The sequence below is a fragment of the Aeromonas sp. 84A genome, assembly GCF_051919345.1.
GTDB classification, from domain to species: domain Bacteria; phylum Pseudomonadota; class Gammaproteobacteria; order Enterobacterales; family Aeromonadaceae; genus Aeromonas; species Aeromonas veronii.
In genome coordinates, this window is sequence record NZ_JBQBEW010000001.1 from 3,274,687 (window position 1) to 3,290,884 (window position 16,198).

A 16,198-nucleotide genomic window follows, 5' to 3' on the forward strand; every position below is an offset into this window, starting at 1 on the left:
TGCTCTTTATTATTGTGTGTAGGTAATTGTTCTATCAGAGGTTTGTTGCATATTTACGGTGGAAAGCGGTGGGCAGCAGCGCACTGCCCACCGTCACGCATCAGCTCGCCTTGCGCAGAGCCTGATGGTATTGGTCAAGCCAGATCTTCAGCATCTGCTGCTCTGAATCGTTCAGGCGCAGCCCCAGCTTGCTGCGGCGCCAGAGGATATCGTCCAGTGAACAGGCCCACTCCCGCTCGATGAGATAACGCACTTCCGACTCGTAGAGGCCACCACCGAAGTGAATGCCGCGATCCTCTTTCAGCCAGAGACGGGCATGGGCGCCATAAGCTTCGGCAATGCGCAGGGCGCTGCGATCATCGAGCCAGTCAAACTCCAGCGCAAAGGCGCGGGCCAGCTCGCGTACCGAGCAGTCAAACTCGCCGCCGGGCAGCCGGCTGGTCGCAGTCCAGTCATCCCCCATCTGGCTAAACCAGGGCTTGAGCTTGTTGCAGGCGGCCTGCGCCAGCTTGCGATAGGTGGTGAGCTTGCCGCCAAACACCGACAAGAGCGGCGCACCGTCAGACTCGCCAGAAAGTTCGAGGGTGTAGTCACGGGTCACCGCCTGCGGTGAATCTGACTCGTCATCACAGAGCGGGCGCACCCCGGCATAGGTCCAGATCACATCTTTCGGCGCAATTTGGCGAGTGAAGTGGGCGTTGACCACCTTGCACAGGTAGGTAATTTCGGCCTCGCTGATCTTCGCTTCCCGCGGACTGCCGTGGTGCTCCACATCCGTGGTGCCGATGAGGGAGTAGTCCTGCTGATAAGGGATGACGAAGACAATGCGGTTGTCTTCGTTTTGCAGGATATAGGCCTCTTCGCGCTCATGGATGCGCGGCACTATCATGTGGCTGCCTTTAATAAGGCGAATGCCGCGGGGGGATTTCTCGTGCAGGCTCTCGTCGTAGAAGGTCTTGACCCAGGGGCCCGCGGCATTGACCAGACCACGACAGGTGACGGTGAACTGCTCGCCCCCTTCCCGCTCCAAAGTGAGCGTCCAGTGTTTGGATCCGCGCACCGCCTTGATGCAGCGAGTGCGGGTCTGCACATCGGCCCCCTTGTCACGGGCCATCATGGCGTTGAGCACAACCAGCCGGGCATCGTCGACCCAGGCATCCGAGTATTCAAACCCCTTATTGATCCCTGCGGTCAAGCCATCTTGCGGCAGGAAGCGTACACCACAGCTCCCCTTGAGCTTGTCGCGCTTGGCCAGATTGTCATAGAGGAACAGACCGGCGCGGATCATACAGGCCGGACGCAGGTGTGGACGGTGCGGCAGGCGAAAACGCATGGGACGGGCGATGTGAGGCGCCATACCGAGCAGCACCTCACGCTCCGCCAACGCCTCTTTCACCAGCCGGAATTCGTAATGCTCGAGATAGCGCAAACCGCCGTGGATCAGCTTGCTGGAGTTGGACGAGGTGGCAGAGGCGAGATCTTGCGCCTCAAACAGGGCAACCTTCAGACCCCGTCCTGCCGCATCGGCTGCGATGCCGACCCCGTTGATGCCGCCACCGACGACGACCAGATCATAATGTTCGCTCATGTTCACCTACTTTCATTTTTATGATTGCTATAACAGCAATGTTTGATTTCGCTCATTTTAGAACATGAAAATACAACAAACGAACATTTTATGATGAAAGTGTGATCGCCACATCCCGCCAGAGGTGGCAAAGGGGACAGGTCAGCGGAGCAAATGGCGTCGGGCCAAAATCGGCGGGTTAATAGCCAAAAAAACCAGATTGAATAGTGGTTTTTGCAATACCTATAAAGGGGTGAGATGGGTGCAGAGATGGGGGATAAAAAGAGAAAGGAGGCCGCCCTGACGGGCGACCGGCACAGCCTTGGCGTGTTTCGCCGTCAGCAGATGTGGCAGGCGATCTGGTGTTGCGCCATCAATCGCGTCAGCTTTTCCGGTGGCTCCTGATCGGTAAAGAGGGCGTGGATCTGGCTGAGATTGCCCAGATTGACCATGGCATTGCGACCGAACTTGGTGTGGTCAGCGGCCAGAAAGACCTGACGGGAGTGGGCGATGATGGCCTGGGCAATCTTCACCTCGTGATAGTCGAAATCGAGCAGGGAGCCGTCGTTGTCGATCCCCGAAATCCCGATGACACCATAGTCCATGCGAAACTGACCGATAAAGTCGCGGGTCGCCTCCCCCACGATGCCGCCATCGCGGTTGCGGATCTCGCCGCCGGCAATGATGACGGTGAAGTCATCCTTGGCCGTCAGAATGCTGGCCACGTTGAGGTTGTTGGTGACGATGCGCAGCTCGCGGTGATCGAGCAGGGCGCGGGCAATGGCTTCGGTGGTGGTGCCTATGTCGATAAAGAGCGATGAGCCGTCGGGAATATTGGCCGCGACCTCGCGGGCGATGCGCTCTTTCTCCTTGAGTTGCATCACTTTACGGGCGCTGTAGGCGGTATTGACGGTACTCGAATGCAGGGAGGCACCGCCATGATGGCGCCGGATCTTGTTCTGTTCGGCGAGATCGTTCAGATCCCGGCGAATGGTCTGGGGGCTGACGTCAAAGTGGGTCACCAGATCGTCGGTCGAGACAAATCCCTGCCGCGTCAGGACGTCCAGGATCTCCAGATGTCGTTGGGTTTGCTTCACGCTTGCACTCCGATGATGAGACAAAAAAAGGCCCCGGCAGATGCGGGGCCTTTTGGCAGTTTACCTGATCCCCTTTGGGATCAATAAGCTGAGGATCACGTTTTATGCCTTATGGGCAGCCGCTTTCTTGGCCGCAACGGCAATGTTCTCATGCTTGAGGGTCATCGCCAGCAGAATGATGGAGAGCACGCAGGAGACGGTCAACACCATGAAGCCGCCATCCCAACCGAAGTGGTCAACGGTATAACCCAGCATGGCGTTGGCTGCCACGGCGCCGCCCAGATAACCGAACAGACCGGTGAAACCTGCCGCAGTACCGGCTGCTTTCTTCGGTGCCAGCTCAAGAGCATAGAGGCCGATCAGCATGACAGGGCCGTAGATAAGGAAGCCGATTGCCACCAGCGCCATCATGTCGATGGTCGGGTTGCCGGCCGGGTTGAACCAATAAACCAGCACAGCCAGGGTCACCAGCACCATGAACAGGATACCGGCCGGTGCACGGCGGCCCTGGAACATCTTGTCAGAGATCCAGCCACACAGCAGGGTGCCCGGAATACCGGCCCACTCGTAGAGGAAGTAAGCCCAGGAGGAGTTGTCGACGGTGAAGTGCTTGGCCTCTTTCAGGTAGGTTGGCGCCCAGTCCAGCACACCGTAACGAATGAGGTAAACGAAAGCGTTGGCGATCGCGATGTACCACAGCAGTTTGTTGTGCAGCACGTACTTGACGAAGATCTCCTTGGCGGAGAACTCCTGCTCGTGGCTCTCGTTGTAATCCTTCGGATAGTCGTTCTTGTACTCCTCGATGGGAGGCAGACCGACCGATTGCGGGGTATCACGCATCACGAAGAAGGCGATCACCGCGATGGCGGCCGCCGCTGCCGCAGGCACATAGAAGGCGCTGCGCCAGTCGTTGAACCAGCCCATCCCGAGGATAAACAGCGGGCCAATCATGCCGCCACCCACGTTGTGCGCCACGTTCCAGACCGCAACCACTTCGCCGCGCTCTTTCTGTGACCACCAGTGCACCATGGTGCGACCGCAGGGCGGCCAGCCCATGCCCTGTGCCCAACCGTTCAGGAACAACAGCACAAACATGATGGCAATGCTGGAGGTGGCCCAGTGCATGGTACCCATCATGAACATGATGGCAGCCGAGAGCAGCAGACCGGCGGAGAGGAAGTAACGGGCGTTGGAACGGTCAGAGACGTTCCCCATCAGGAACTTGGACAAACCGTAAGCGATGGAGACCCCGGAGAGCGCGAAACCGAGATCACCACGGGAGAAGCCCTGCTCGACCAGATAGGGCATCGCCAGACTGAAGTTTTTCCGTACCAGATAGTAGCCGGCGTAACCGAAGAAGATCCCGAAAAACACCTGCCAACGCATGCGTTTGTAGAAGGGGTCGACCTTGTCAGCCGGGAGCCTGTCGATGTGCGCCGCAGGCCTGAAGAGACTAAGCATGTTCTGCTTCCTTATTGTTGTTATGGGCGGTTGAGGATGCCCTGACCATTCCGACGAACCATGTGAGTCCGCTGATTCGTAAGCGAGCCTATTGTGCTCATATGCGCTCATTTAATCTGTGATGCATGCTCAAATATTGCAGTTTTATTACAAATAAAAGCTCCAAATGAGAGATCACTCAGCAAGCGCCAGCCCTTGTGTGGCAAGGGTTGCAAGCTACCTCCTAAGTGGTAAGTGGCGGTTATCAAGATGCTTTACGTCACATTTTCTTAGCAATGAGTGGGATCTTGTCCACATTTCCTATGGAGGGGGGATGGTGAAATTATTGGGAAGGGTTATTTTCTGTCACGACCGATAACGAGCGCAAACGAGCATAACGTTTGCGCAAGACGCAAAAACAACAAGGAAACGTTTTCGGCAGCAACGGATAGACACAAAAAGATAAAACGGAACATCAAACCTCTACGGGTGGATATAAGGAACAAAAGTATGAGCATACAAAGACCCCATACCCTGCTTGGCGAGTGCATCGCCGAGTTTATCGGAACCGGCCTGCTGATATTTTTCGGCGTCGGATGTGTGGCTGCACTGGTGCTGGCAGGCGCCAACTTCGGGCAGTGGGAAATCTCCATTACCTGGGGTCTGGGTGTGGCCATCGCCATCTATGTGACCGGCGGCATTTCAGGTGCTCACCTGAACCCGGCTGTAACCCTGGCGCTGATGACCTTCTGCGGTTTCGACAAGCGCAAAGTGGTACCCTACATCATCGCCCAGATGGCCGGTGCCTTCTGCTTCGCAGCCCTTGTCTACTTCCTTTATGGTAACCTTTTCACCCAGTGGGAAGTGACCCATAACGTGGTGCGCGGCAGCGTCGAGAGCCTCGGCACCGCCGGGATCTTCTCCACCTACCCCAATGCCCTGCTGACCAATATGCAAGCTTTTGCCGTCGAGTTGGTGATCACCGCCGTCCTGATGCTGGGCATCATGGCGCTGGGTGACAACAACAACGGCGCCCCCAAAGGTTTCGCCGCCGCTCTGCTGATCGGTATCCTGATCGCGGTGATCGGTGCCTCCCTTGGTCCGTTAACCGGTTTTGCCATGAACCCGGCCCGTGACTTTGGTCCGAAACTGTTCGCGTTCTTTGCTGGCTGGGGTGATGTTGCCCTGACCGGTGGTCGTGACAACCCCTACTTCTGGGTTCCGATCCTTGGCCCCATCGTTGGCGCCCAGATTGGTACCGCTCTGTATGTCAAAGTGCTGGCTCCCTGCGTCCCGGGCAACCGTGTCGTCACCACCGAGCAAGCGACCCAAACCGCCAAAGAAGAGGCTGCCGCATAAGAGCGGCCCCCTCCAACGTATAAAAACGTGGAAAATAGAAACGTGGAGAACATCATGTCTGCTGAAAAGAAATATGTCGTCGCTCTGGACCAGGGAACCACCTCTTCCCGCGCCATCGTGTTTGATCAGGATGCCAACATTGTCGGTACCTCCCAGCGCGAATTCACCCAGCACTACCCGAAAGCGGGCTGGGTAGAGCACGACCCGATGGAGATCTGGGCAACCCAATCCTCCGTCTTCACCGAAGTGCTGGCCAAGACTGGCCTTCGCAGTGAAGAGATCGCCGCCATCGGTATCACCAACCAGCGTGAAACCACTGTCGTGTGGGAAAAGGCCACCGGCAAACCCATCTACAACGCCATCGTCTGGCAGTGCCGCCGCACCGCAGCCATCTGTGAAGAGCTGAAAGCACGCGGTCTGGAAGAGTACGTACGTGAAAACACCGGTCTGGTGCTGGACGCCTACTTCTCCGGTACCAAGGTGAAGTGGATCCTCGACAACGTGGAAGGTGCCCGCGAGAAGGCGATGAACGGCGAGCTGCTGTTCGGCACCATCGACACCTGGCTGGTCTGGAAGATGACCAACGGTGAAGTGCACGTCACCGACCCGACCAACGCCTCCCGTACCATGCTCTACAACATCCGCGACCTGAAGTGGGATCAGCGCATGCTGGACGAGCTGGGCATCCCCATGTCCATGCTGCCGGAAGTGAAACCCTCTTCCGAGGTGTATGGCTACACCACCCGTGGCGGCGGCTCCCGCATCCCTATCGCCGGTATCGCCGGTGACCAGCAGTCAGCCCTGTTCGGCCAGCTCTGCTTCGAAAAAGGGATGGCCAAGAACACCTACGGCACCGGCTGCTTCATGCTGATGAACACAGGTACCGAGCCGGTTCGCTCCAGTAACGGCCTGCTGACCACGGTCGCCATCGGCCCGAAAGGGGAAGTGAACTACGCGCTGGAAGGTGCGGTGTTTATGGGCGGCGCTACCATCCAGTGGCTGCGTGACGAACTGAAGATCATTCACGATGCCCGCGACACCGACTACTTTGCCTCCAAAGTGGGCGATACCAACTGCGTCTATCTTGTACCGGCCTTCGTTGGTCTGGGCGCACCCTACTGGGATCCGTATGCTCGCGGCACCATGGTCGGCCTTACCCGTGGCGCCAACCGCAACCACATCATCCGCGCTGCGCTGGAATCCATCGCCTACCAGAGCCGCGATGTGCTGGATGCGATGCAGCAGGACTCCGGCATCAAGCTGGCAGCGCTGAAAGTAGACGGCGGCGCCGTAGCCAACGACTTCCTGATGCAGTTCCAGGCTGACATGATGCACACCCCGGTGGTACGTCCGACCCGCATCGAGACTACCGCCATGGGCGCCGCCTTCCTGGCTGGTCTGGCAGTCGGCTTCTGGAAGAGCTCGGACGAGCTGGAAGACAAATTCAGCGTGGACCGCGAGTTCATCCCGCAAATGGACAGAGACGATCGCGCCAAACGTTACAGCGGCTGGCAGAAAGCGGTTGAGCGTTCACGCCGTTGGGCTGAAGAGGATTGATCGGGCACCCGACATTCCGTTGAGATAAACACCAGAGAGGCCGACCGCAATGTCGGCCTCTCTTTTTATGCTTTCCCTTGCCGGTATCAGCCCCCTTCCCGCTCATTGCTCCCTCCCTTTTTCTGCCGTCCTCTGTTGTTACCATCCGTCACAACGCAATTGAGTTCTCTATCTATAATCATCATCTGGGTCGCATATGCGACCTTATTTATGAGGAGAGCGATATGGAGAGGGCGATACACCGTTTTACACTGCACTCACTCTGGTCAGGGCTCGGGATCCGCACCCGGATCCTCGCTGGCGTGGCGATACTGATGGCCATCGCCATCAGCTGCATCACCTTGATCCTCGAGCAGATATCCCACAGTCAGGCCCAGCAGCGGGTCGAACGCTACGAGCTGCCAAGCAGCGTGGATCGCATTGCCAACCAGCTGACAGCGCAGCTTATCCAGCACCTGACCGAGGCGCAGGCGCTGGCCAGCAACCGTTTTGTCATCGACTGGCTGACCGCAGGCATGCCAGAGCAAGAGTGGCCCGCCATGGAGCGCTACTTTCAGGATCTGCAACGGCGGATCGGCGGCAACGTCTTTATCGCACCCCGCCAGAGCAGCACCCTGATCAACTTCAGCGGCGGCCCCACCGCCCAGAAATCGCTGAGCGAATCAGATCCGAAAGATGGGTGGTTTTTCGGCTTTCTCAAACGCAGCAAACCCTATGAGCTGAACCTCGACATCTCGGATTTTGACAAGCGCGCCTCCCTCTATATCAACACCGCCGTCACCCACGAGGGCAAGACCCTGGCAGTGGCAGGCACCTCCATCGACATGAGCGCCCTGAGCAAACTCATCAGCGGCTACCGGATCGGCAAGAGCGGTCAGGTCTATCTGGCGGACATGGAGGGCAATATCGAGATCCACCCCGAGCAGGAGGTGGAAGGCGCCGCCCACCACCAGCAATCCTTCCTCGATACCGTCAAGCGGCTTATTCCCAATGCCCGGGAACAGGTGGCCGTAGAGGCGCTAACACTGGAGGGGCAAACCTACCTCATCGCGGTGCGTTACATCCCCACCCTCAACCGGCTGCTGATTGGCGAGATCAACAGCGCCGAGCTGGAAGAGGGCCTGCAGGAATCCCGCCAGCTCATCATCATGGTCTCGCTCGCCATCGGCGGGATCGCCATGCTGGCATCCGCCTGGCTGGCTCACTCCATCAGTCGCCCCATTCGTCAGGCAGCCGATGGCATGCATCACATCACCGCCGATCGGGATCTGGCGACCCGCCTCGACTTCTCTGACGAGTCGGAACTGGGCATGATGGCCCAGAGTTTCAATCAGCTGATCCAGAGCCTGAACCAGAGCTTCTCCCGCTTCCAGCAGTCAGGCAGCGCCCTCTCCGCGCAGTCGTCCCAATCCATGCAGCAGGCCCAGGCACTGGCAGGAGAAGCGTGCCAGCAGGCCCAGAGCATTCAGGAGCTGACCACTGTGGTCACCACCATCGGCGACAACGCCGAGCAGATCGCCAGCCGCTCTGAAGGGGTCAACGACGTGACCCAACGCATCGCCAACCATATGCTCAGCATCGAGCAGGATGTGACCCAGAGCGCCGCGCAACTCGACACCTTGCGCAGCAGCATCGGCAGCTCCTCGGCCCTGCTCGATGAGGTAGTGAAAGACAGCAACAACATCACCCAGATCATGAACCTCATCCGCGATGTCTCGAACCAGACCAACCTGCTGGCCCTCAATGCGGCCATCGAAGCGGCCCGGGCGGGGGATATGGGACGGGGTTTTGCAGTAGTGGCCGACGAGGTACGCCAACTGGCGGTGCGTACCCAGACCGCCACCAAGGATGTGCAGGATCTCATCTTGCGCCTGCAGGAGGGAACGCGGCAGGCCAGCAGCTCGATGGCAGACTCCCGCAACCTGAGCGAAGAGGGATACAACCGGATGAATCAGGCCAGAGAGGTGCTGGTTGATGCCACCAGCCAGATCAACCAGACCGCCCTCGAGATCAACGAGATCAGTGCGCTGGCGCAGGCGCAGAATCAACAAATGGGGCAAGCCAGAACGGCGCTCGATGAGTTGGCCATGGTGGCCGAACACCAGCGGGAACACGCGCAGGAGAGTAATGCCGCCAGCCGCGAACTGTTCGAACTGGCCAAGGCCATCGACGAGCAGATCCGCCAATACCGGATTGGCTAGGCCCGGCGCTTCCCCCTCTCCCTCTCAATAACCAAAACGCCACCGCAGGGTGGCGTTTTCATTTTGCAAATCATTTTGCCTGCCCTCTCGAAACGGGAATAACGAACAAGACAGCAAGCCATTGATAATTAACATGAAAAAATGTGGAACAGCCATTGCTTAGTGATATCAGGCTCAACAGAGGGATATCGCCATGAAACCGACCACCAATCAAGCGCCCGTAGCTCACGTCGCCACTCAAAAAGAGACACTGACCCCCCGCGAAGGCACCTTCCTGATGATGGTGGCCCAGCTGGTGGTGCTCACCTGCATCGTACTTGCCGCCACCGTCGGCGGCCTCTCCTGGCAGTGGACCCTGCTGCTGGCCATTCCGCCGGTGATCGGCGGCGCCCTGCTCAGCCGGGTATGGGGCAAACTGCCCCGCTAACTGCGTTTCAGCTCACACACCTTCCCGAACCGGCGGCCGACCCTCAAGTCGGCCGTCTGTTTATCTGCCACCTGGCTCATGCTGATTGGCCGCAACGAAGGCGCGGCTTGTTCTTCGCCAAGCAAACCGCAGCGACGAACCGTTCAAACAAACCGCACAAACCAACCTGCACTAAAGGGTATGGCTGCCAAGCTGCTCTTTAAGAAAGTCGAGCCAGACCCGTAGCCGGATATCCCGCTGGGCATCGGAGTAGAAGACCGCATTGATGGGGCGCGAGGCGCCGCTGTTGCTGCGGGCCAGCACCTCCACCAGCGCGCCGCTCTCCCGATCCGGCCCGGTCATGAAATCTGACAGACAGACAATCCCCTGACCCGCCAGCGCCAGCTGACGCAAGGTTTCACCGCTGCTGGCACGCAGGCTGGGGGTGATGGCAAAGCGATCCCCCTGCTCGGCACTGAGCAGCGGCCAGTGGTTGAGGTGATCGGGATGCAAAAAGCCGAGCAGCTCGTGACCGCTCAGCAGATCCGCCGGTTGGCGTGGGGTGCCGCGCTCGCTCAAAAAAGCGGGAGAGGCCAGCAGCCGCAGCCGCGAACGGCCAAGGGGCAGCGCGCGCAGGGAGGAGTCGGTCAGCTCGCCGATGCGGATGGCCATGTCCACCCGCCGCTCCATCAGATTGATAAAACCCTCCGAGCTGTGCAGCTGTAGCTCGATAGCGGGGTAGCGGCGGCGAAACTCGCCGATGAGCGGCACCAGCCGGTGCAGGATAAAGGGGGTGGCGGCATCGACTCTTAACACCCCTTCGGGTTGTTCCCGGCGCATCAGCAGATGCCCCTCCGCCTCGCTCATCTCGGTCAGGATCTTCACCGCCCGCTGATAGAACCAGCTCCCCTCCTCGGTCAGGCTGACCCGGCGGGTGGTGCGATTGAGCAGCACGGTGGAGAGCTTCTCCTCCAGCCGCTTGATGCCGCGACTCACCACCGAGTTGTCCATGCCGAGGTTCTCCGCCGCCTGGCGAAAACTGCCCGCCTCCACCACCGCCACAAACAGGGTCAGTTCATCAGAATGGGTCTTCATTGCTGTTATCCGGACAAGAGTAATGGGCCTTTATAGGCGTAGCTACTGTGGATTGGCAAGCGTGCGGTGAGGAGAGTTCTTTTTTTCTACAGAGAAAGAACGTGACCGCGAGCCCACATCATGCTCGCGATTTGTCAGTACAATGCAGCCAGAAAAGCACCGTATGGCACCACTTATTTCACAAGGATCAATACCATGACATTTGAAGAGCGGCTGGCCGCCGCCCATCAGGAGCTGGCTAACAAAGGGGTCTGGCATGCCAACTACAATCCCCCGCTGTGCAGGCTGCTGCGCAGGTTCGGTTATCCCGTCAAACCGCCTCACTATGAGGGCTGGTTAACCAACGTTCTGGTATTCGGGGTCGGCATTGGTCTTGTCTGGGGCATGGCGATGTGGTTTTTCAGCTGGCACCCCATGGGGATAGATCCGCTATTTGCCCTGCGCCAAACAGCCCTGTTTGCGGGATTCTTCGGCCTGACTATGGCATCTTGGCTCTGGCTGCGGCGCAAGCAGCTTAAACTGACCCCGTGGGAGCAACTTGCTGAGCCCACCGATGCTGATGATGAGGGAGACGAACTGAATGAAAGCCCATGAAAAACTGAACTATGTGGAGTTTGCAGCCAGAGATCTTGCCGTCACCAAGGCCTTCTTTCAGGCCGCTTTCGGCTGGCAATTTGCCGATTACGGCCCCGATTATTGCGCCTTCGAGGGAGAAGGGCTGGATGGCGGCTTCTATCGCGCCGATCTGTGCAGCCAGAGTGCGCAGGGCGGCGCCCTGCTGGTGTTCTACAGCGCCGATATTGAAGCGACTCAAGCCAAGGTGAGCCAACACGGTGGCTCCATCAACCGCCCTCTTTTCGACTTCCCCGGTGGCCGCCGCTTTCACTTTGTCGAGCCCAGCGGCAATGAATTTGCGGTCTGGTCGGAGCCGGCCAGCATCTGACGGCAGGAGGGGGAATAGCAAAATATCCGCCCCTCTAGCCACACCTGGAGTAAACCAGTATCTCTTTATGCAACCAAAATATTCCTGACAGAACACCTGTTTTGTGATCTTGCAATAGCCAAATGGGAGAGAAAATGATTTACCATAGTGTTCGCATTGATATGGCAAGAATATTTTTTAACTTTATTTAATACTATTTCTATATTGAGAGGTTATAAATTGGACCCTTATGGGATAATCACTATTATAGGTCTTGCTGTTGCTGTGTATGCAACATTTCCTGTAGAGAAAAGATTGGATTTAGTTCTTAGATTTTCAATTTTTGATAGAGTTATTATTGCGCTGACTTTATTGGCAGTTCATTACATCATATACCTCCCTGTACTTGAATCCTTGGGGCTTTATATTTACCTAGGCCCTTGGAAATATGGTTTCAATGAATCAAACACCATATACCTTATGTTCTTATCCCTTAGCGTCTATATTTTCATTAGAATAAAGTCAGCAAAGGTTACACGTTCAAATATAGATACCGCATATGAACTATTTGAAACGCTTTTACTAGAAAATAAATATAGTGAATTAACTCTGTTAGTTAAAAAACATATACGAAGTATTATCGAGATTAGTGGCAGCAGAAGCTTAAGAAACTCCATTGCAGGAAAAATAAAACCACGTTCTAATTTTCATACTTTACTTTTAGAGGGAAAAACCTGTGATGAGCCATCATTATCAAACAAACTAATGGTTAATATTTATGAAAAATTAGTCCACGATGATAAAAAACCAGAGGTGGCCGCCAATATACTTCGCAGGTTGGTAAGCAATTATGGCTTCGTAAATTACATTTCAATTGCACAACCATACTTAGGAATAGATATAATAAAATATGAAAATTCATTTACAAGAGATTTTATCAGTGGATTTATATCATGCCTAATAGAAAACCCTAATAGTATTTACTACTATGAATTAGAAAACACTCAAAATTTAACTCATGGCCATAGATATTATATTTCTGACAACAATAAGTTTCTTTATTTTTTCCTTGGGGATATAAATATTGCCAAGAAATTTTCCATTTACAAACCAATTGGAGATAAAGTATGTTTCTATATTGAGAATGGCACAGAAATATCCTCTAGATTTAATCGCTCTTTAGGTACATATGTAGATCACCAAAGATTCAAATGCCCTATCTATAGCTCTATGCATTTTTTTGACATTATGATAATGGAATCTATACATAATAATGTCCGCTGGCATATGTGGTTATTTTATTTTGTATCATTCACAAAACTAATTTTAAGCAAACTAAATCCATCGGCAAATGTAGACCTTGAGGCCGAATGGCCAACACCATACCATTATACGATTTATAATATAATTACCATTATGCTTCGATGGTTAGAGGAGTCAGAATATCTAGCAGATAAATCACAGCTATATATAAAGAACCAGGATTTATCTCATGATAATGGCTCCATTATGAAGAGCACGGCACTAGCTCTTGGTAGTATCGTGTACATGGTTATAAACTCATCCAATATCACAGAAAAGTTTAAAATATATATTCTTGAGATTGTTTGTCGATACCTTGCAGATACAAAACATGAACCATTGCTAAATAATTTAAATAAAGTTCTTATGTTGTCCATATTGAGAAATGGAGTACATAACAAACATCACAATGAATATGTGCGCACACTCAGTTACTGTTTCAATAAAATAGATCACTGTTTGATATATGAACTTAAGGATTTTGAGGCGTTTATAAGTAATGCTCTCATGGAATAATAGCAATTCCATTCCCCCAAAACAAAACCTAGTTATTAAAATATCAATTACTGATTATTGCTTATGTCTCAATTCACTGCTGCGCCATTAACTCTGTTTCCAGCCAGTCACGGCAGGCATACTGACCCTTCGTTTTTGCCAAGGAGGTTCAGATGTCATCACCCGTGATTGTGATTGCCCAGCTTGAAGCCAAACCCGAATTCGCCGCCCAGTTTCGCACCGCCCTTGAGCCGCTGATTGCGGCCACCTTGCAAGAGGCGGGCTGCCAGCGCTATCAGTTGCATCAGGACTTGGACAATCCACACAGCTGGATGCTCTACGAGGTGTGGGAGAGTAACGCCGCCCTCACCGCCCATCAGGGCCAACCCCACTTTACCGAATTTGTCGCCAAGGCCAAGCCCTGGTTTGCCAGCAGCACCATTCGCCGCTATCAGCCACTGGGCGCCTGACTGGCCCTAGAGCCTGTTTCTGTTCAGCCCATCAAGGGCCAACCACCACCCCATTGAGGAACGAGATGATCAATATGCCACCCATGGGTCTGGGCACCTTCCGCCTGAAGGGCGAGCCGCTGCTTGCCACCCTGACCAACGGTCTGGAGCTGGGCTATCGCCATATCGATACAGCACAGATCTATGACAATGAAGCCGAGGTCGGTGCCGTGCTGACCCGCAGCACTGTTGCTCGCCACGAGACCTACCTGACCACCAAGGTGTGGACCAGCGAGTTTGGCCCGGGCAAGCTGATCCCGAGCCTTGAGGTGAGCCTCGAAAAACTGGGCACCGACTATCTGGATCTGGCGCTGATCCACTGGCCCTCCCCCAAGGATGAGGTGCCGATGGCAGTCTATCTGGAGCAGCTGGCCGAGGCCAAGGCCCGGGGCCTGACCCGGGAGATCGGGGTCTCCAACTTCACCGTGGCCCAGCTCAAACAGGCTATAGAGATTTTGGGGCCGGGGGCCATCGCTCACCAGCAGATCGAGGTTCATCCCCTGCTGCAAAACCGCAAGGTGGTCGAGTTCTGCAAAGCCCAGGGTATCGCCGTCACCGCCTATATGCCGCTCGCCTATGGCAAGGTGCTCGCCGAGCCGCTCTTGATGGAGATTGGCAAGCGCCACGGGGTATCGGCGGCGCAGGTGTCGCTGGCCTGGCTGCTGGCGCAGGAGATGACAGTGATCCCGAGCTCCACCAAGCGGGAGAATCAGGCCGCCAATCTGGCCGCTCTCGATATCACCTTGAGCAGCGAGGAGATGGCCGCCATCGCCACGCTGGATAGGGGCGAGCGCTGCGCCAATCCCGACTTTGCCCCTGCATGGGACTGACGCGAAAGGCGTGAGACTAACGCGAAAGAAAAGCTGGCTCGCCAGCAAGCCAGATATAACAGGGAGAGCATCATGCTCTCCCTGTCTCTTTTCTTGCCTCACGCTTTGCAGCGCTTGCTGAACGTCCAGCCGCCACATTGATGCCAGATGCAGCCCCGCAATCAGGGCGCGTTCTGGCAAAGGGCGGGATCGAATACCTGATTCCAGTCTGATTTCATATCGACCACCACCCAGCCCCGCGCTTTTGCCTGTGCCAGCCCGTCGATCAGCTTGCCGCTGGCTGGCGGATGGCTGTCGTAGGCGTATTCGCGCTTGGCATCGGTGTGGTGCACCAACAAACCAAAAGTGTGGTAATCCGGGTTGGTCGAGGTGTATTGCAGCATGGGCACGTCGCCATCGCTGTTACCAAAGGCGCCGACCGGACGCTGCCCCATAAAGAGGTGAATGGCGGCCGGTTTCGCCTTGCTGTCATCGAAATAGGCGCCGTTCATGGTCTTGCGGATCTCGCTGCCCTCCCCGGTCAGGGCAAACTCGCCGAGGGTAAAGGAGCCAATCACCTGCTGGGGCGGGATGCCATACATCTGCTCGGACATCACCCGCATAAAATCGACGCCGCCGCCGGAGACAATCCAGGTCTGGAAGCCATTATCCCGCAGATACCCCAGCAGCTGCTTCATCGGCAGATAACCGAGCTGATCGTAGTGGCAGCCAAAACGGGGATCCTTACTGCTGTTGACCCAGCGAGTGACCCGCTCGGCAAACTCGGTGGTGGTCATGCCGCTGTGGGTCAGTCCCACCAGCTTGGCGAGCCCCTTCTCCCCCGATTTGGCCACGGCCTTGAGGTCGTTGTTCAGCACTGCCGTGACGATGGGGTCGGCCTTCCACTCCGGGTGTTCCGGCGCCAGGCGCTTGATCTCGTCCATCGCAAACTGCAGCTGATAGGTCATGGGCGCTTCCGGCCAGAGGGTGCCGTCATTGTCAAACACCACATGGCGCTTCTCTGGCGGAATAAAAGTGGCCTGCTGCTGATCGGTGGCATTGGTTACCCAGCGGGTGATCTCCTGCTTGGCCGCCGTGTCATTCCAGGCAGAGAGGGGATCGCTCTGGCCAGCCTGTACCGCAAAGGCGCCGCACAGCAGCAAAAGAGAGGAGAGTCGGTTCAATGTCATCATGTTACCTGTCAGCTGGATATTGCCTGTAGATGAAAGCGCACGGCCATCACAGCACCGGCGCACATGGGTTTCATAGGAAAAATCCTATGGCTGCCAGCTTGTACTGGAGCTTAAGCAAGCTCAGAAAAGGAGCAGCGGTCATCCCGTTCTGCGAGGCAGATCACTGCGTTGCGCTCACGCCGCGGGCAACACAATCCCCTCCTCCCCATCGCCATTGCTGCTGATTTGGCAAAAGTAATTTGATGT

General features: G+C 55.8%; 14 protein-coding genes. 9 read left to right on the top strand and 5 right to left on the bottom strand.

What is annotated here, in order from left to right:
* Positions 1 to 100 precede the first annotated feature (100 nt).
* The 3 genes from glpD to glpT form a co-directional block, all read right to left on the bottom strand.
* Complete coding sequence (gene glpD / locus ACTG20_RS14790) at positions 101 to 1,588, bottom strand: glycerol-3-phosphate dehydrogenase (RefSeq protein ID WP_194496672.1); 1,488 nt, start codon at positions 1,586 to 1,588, stop codon at positions 101 to 103.
* Between the two features lie 317 nt (positions 1,589 to 1,905).
* Complete coding sequence (locus ACTG20_RS14795) at positions 1,906 to 2,664, bottom strand: DeoR/GlpR family transcriptional regulator (RefSeq protein WP_005347045.1); 759 nt, start codon at positions 2,662 to 2,664, stop codon at positions 1,906 to 1,908.
* A 102-nt stretch (positions 2,665 to 2,766) separates the two neighbouring features.
* Positions 2,767 to 4,125, bottom strand: coding sequence for a glycerol-3-phosphate transporter (gene glpT / locus ACTG20_RS14800; RefSeq protein WP_194496673.1), 1,359 nt, complete (start codon positions 4,123 to 4,125; stop codon positions 2,767 to 2,769).
* Positions 4,126 to 4,614: 489 nt separating this feature from the next.
* Here glpT and ACTG20_RS14805 point away from each other — a divergent pair, with 489 nt between their 5' ends.
* From ACTG20_RS14805 to ACTG20_RS14820, 4 genes are all read left to right on the top strand, one after another.
* A complete protein-coding gene (locus ACTG20_RS14805) occupies positions 4,615 to 5,463 on the top strand; it encodes an MIP/aquaporin family protein (protein ID WP_194496674.1) in 849 nt (282 codons plus the stop codon).
* Between the two features lie 54 nt (positions 5,464 to 5,517).
* On the top strand, positions 5,518 to 7,020 hold the full coding sequence (glpK, locus tag ACTG20_RS14810) for a glycerol kinase GlpK (protein WP_194496675.1): 1,503 nt from the start codon (positions 5,518 to 5,520) through the stop codon (positions 7,018 to 7,020).
* Between the two features lie 224 nt (positions 7,021 to 7,244).
* Complete coding sequence (locus ACTG20_RS14815) at positions 7,245 to 9,221, top strand: methyl-accepting chemotaxis protein (RefSeq protein ID WP_139460739.1); 1,977 nt, start codon at positions 7,245 to 7,247, stop codon at positions 9,219 to 9,221.
* A gap of 193 nt (positions 9,222 to 9,414) precedes the next feature.
* The gene (locus ACTG20_RS14820; RefSeq protein WP_019446771.1) at positions 9,415 to 9,648 is read left to right on the top strand and encodes a hypothetical protein; all 234 of its coding nucleotides are present in this window, start codon (positions 9,415 to 9,417) and stop codon (positions 9,646 to 9,648) included.
* Positions 9,649 to 9,819: 171 nt separating this feature from the next.
* Here ACTG20_RS14820 and ACTG20_RS14825 read toward each other — a convergent pair whose 3' ends face one another.
* On the bottom strand, positions 9,820 to 10,722 hold the full coding sequence (locus ACTG20_RS14825) for a LysR substrate-binding domain-containing protein (protein ID WP_440008031.1): 903 nt from the start codon (positions 10,720 to 10,722) through the stop codon (positions 9,820 to 9,822).
* 195 nt (positions 10,723 to 10,917) lie between these two features.
* On the opposite strand from ACTG20_RS14825, the gene ACTG20_RS14830 reads away from it, so the two are divergent.
* The 5 genes from ACTG20_RS14830 to dkgB all read left to right on the top strand — a co-directional run bounded on the left by ACTG20_RS14830 (position 10,918) and on the right by dkgB (position 14,780).
* The gene (locus ACTG20_RS14830; protein ID WP_194496676.1) at positions 10,918 to 11,316 is read left to right on the top strand and encodes a DUF6404 family protein; all 399 of its coding nucleotides are present in this window, start codon (positions 10,918 to 10,920) and stop codon (positions 11,314 to 11,316) included.
* The gene (locus ACTG20_RS14835; protein WP_194496677.1) at positions 11,303 to 11,665 is read left to right on the top strand and encodes a VOC family protein; all 363 of its coding nucleotides are present in this window, start codon (positions 11,303 to 11,305) and stop codon (positions 11,663 to 11,665) included. Before ACTG20_RS14830 ends, ACTG20_RS14835 begins: the two co-directional genes overlap by 14 nt.
* A 147-nt stretch (positions 11,666 to 11,812) precedes the next feature.
* Positions 11,813 to 13,462 (top strand): hypothetical protein, encoded by a 1,650-nt coding sequence (locus ACTG20_RS14840; RefSeq protein WP_194496678.1) that lies wholly within the window; start codon positions 11,813 to 11,815, stop codon positions 13,460 to 13,462.
* Positions 13,463 to 13,614: 152 nt separating this feature from the next.
* Complete coding sequence (locus ACTG20_RS14845) at positions 13,615 to 13,911, top strand: putative quinol monooxygenase (protein ID WP_194496679.1); 297 nt, start codon at positions 13,615 to 13,617, stop codon at positions 13,909 to 13,911.
* Between the two features lie 65 nt (positions 13,912 to 13,976).
* Complete coding sequence (gene dkgB, locus ACTG20_RS14850; RefSeq protein ID WP_194496680.1) at positions 13,977 to 14,780, top strand: 2,5-didehydrogluconate reductase DkgB; 804 nt, start codon at positions 13,977 to 13,979, stop codon at positions 14,778 to 14,780.
* 161 nt (positions 14,781 to 14,941) lie between these two features.
* On the opposite strand, the gene ACTG20_RS14855 is transcribed toward dkgB, so the two are convergent.
* On the bottom strand, positions 14,942 to 15,952 hold the full coding sequence (locus tag ACTG20_RS14855; RefSeq protein WP_234915363.1) for an HAD family hydrolase: 1,011 nt from the start codon (positions 15,950 to 15,952) through the stop codon (positions 14,942 to 14,944).
* Between the last annotated feature and the right edge of the window lie 246 nt (positions 15,953 to 16,198).

What these genes read in the sequence shown, in the direction of transcription:
- glpD (WP_194496672.1), bottom strand. Translation starts at nt 1,588, where the DNA reads ATGAGCGAACATTATGATCTGGTCGTCGTCGGTGGCGGCATCAACGGG.
- glpT (WP_194496673.1), bottom strand. Translation starts at nt 4,125, where the DNA reads ATGCTTAGTCTCTTCAGGCCTGCGGCGCACATCGACAGGCTCCCGGCT.
- ACTG20_RS14805 (WP_194496674.1), top strand. Translation starts at nt 4,615, where the DNA reads ATGAGCATACAAAGACCCCATACCCTGCTTGGCGAGTGCATCGCCGAG.
- glpK (WP_194496675.1), top strand. Translation starts at nt 5,518, where the DNA reads ATGTCTGCTGAAAAGAAATATGTCGTCGCTCTGGACCAGGGAACCACC.
- ACTG20_RS14815 (WP_139460739.1), top strand. Translation starts at nt 7,245, where the DNA reads ATGGAGAGGGCGATACACCGTTTTACACTGCACTCACTCTGGTCAGGG.
- ACTG20_RS14820 (WP_019446771.1), top strand. Translation starts at nt 9,415, where the DNA reads ATGAAACCGACCACCAATCAAGCGCCCGTAGCTCACGTCGCCACTCAA.
- ACTG20_RS14825 (WP_440008031.1), bottom strand. Translation starts at nt 10,722, where the DNA reads ATGAAGACCCATTCTGATGAACTGACCCTGTTTGTGGCGGTGGTGGAG.
- ACTG20_RS14830 (WP_194496676.1), top strand. Translation starts at nt 10,918, where the DNA reads ATGACATTTGAAGAGCGGCTGGCCGCCGCCCATCAGGAGCTGGCTAAC.
- ACTG20_RS14835 (WP_194496677.1), top strand. Translation starts at nt 11,303, where the DNA reads ATGAAAGCCCATGAAAAACTGAACTATGTGGAGTTTGCAGCCAGAGAT.
- ACTG20_RS14845 (WP_194496679.1), top strand. Translation starts at nt 13,615, where the DNA reads ATGTCATCACCCGTGATTGTGATTGCCCAGCTTGAAGCCAAACCCGAA.
- dkgB (WP_194496680.1), top strand. Translation starts at nt 13,977, where the DNA reads ATGATCAATATGCCACCCATGGGTCTGGGCACCTTCCGCCTGAAGGGC.
- ACTG20_RS14855 (WP_234915363.1), bottom strand. Translation starts at nt 15,952, where the DNA reads ATGATGACATTGAACCGACTCTCCTCTCTTTTGCTGCTGTGCGGCGCC.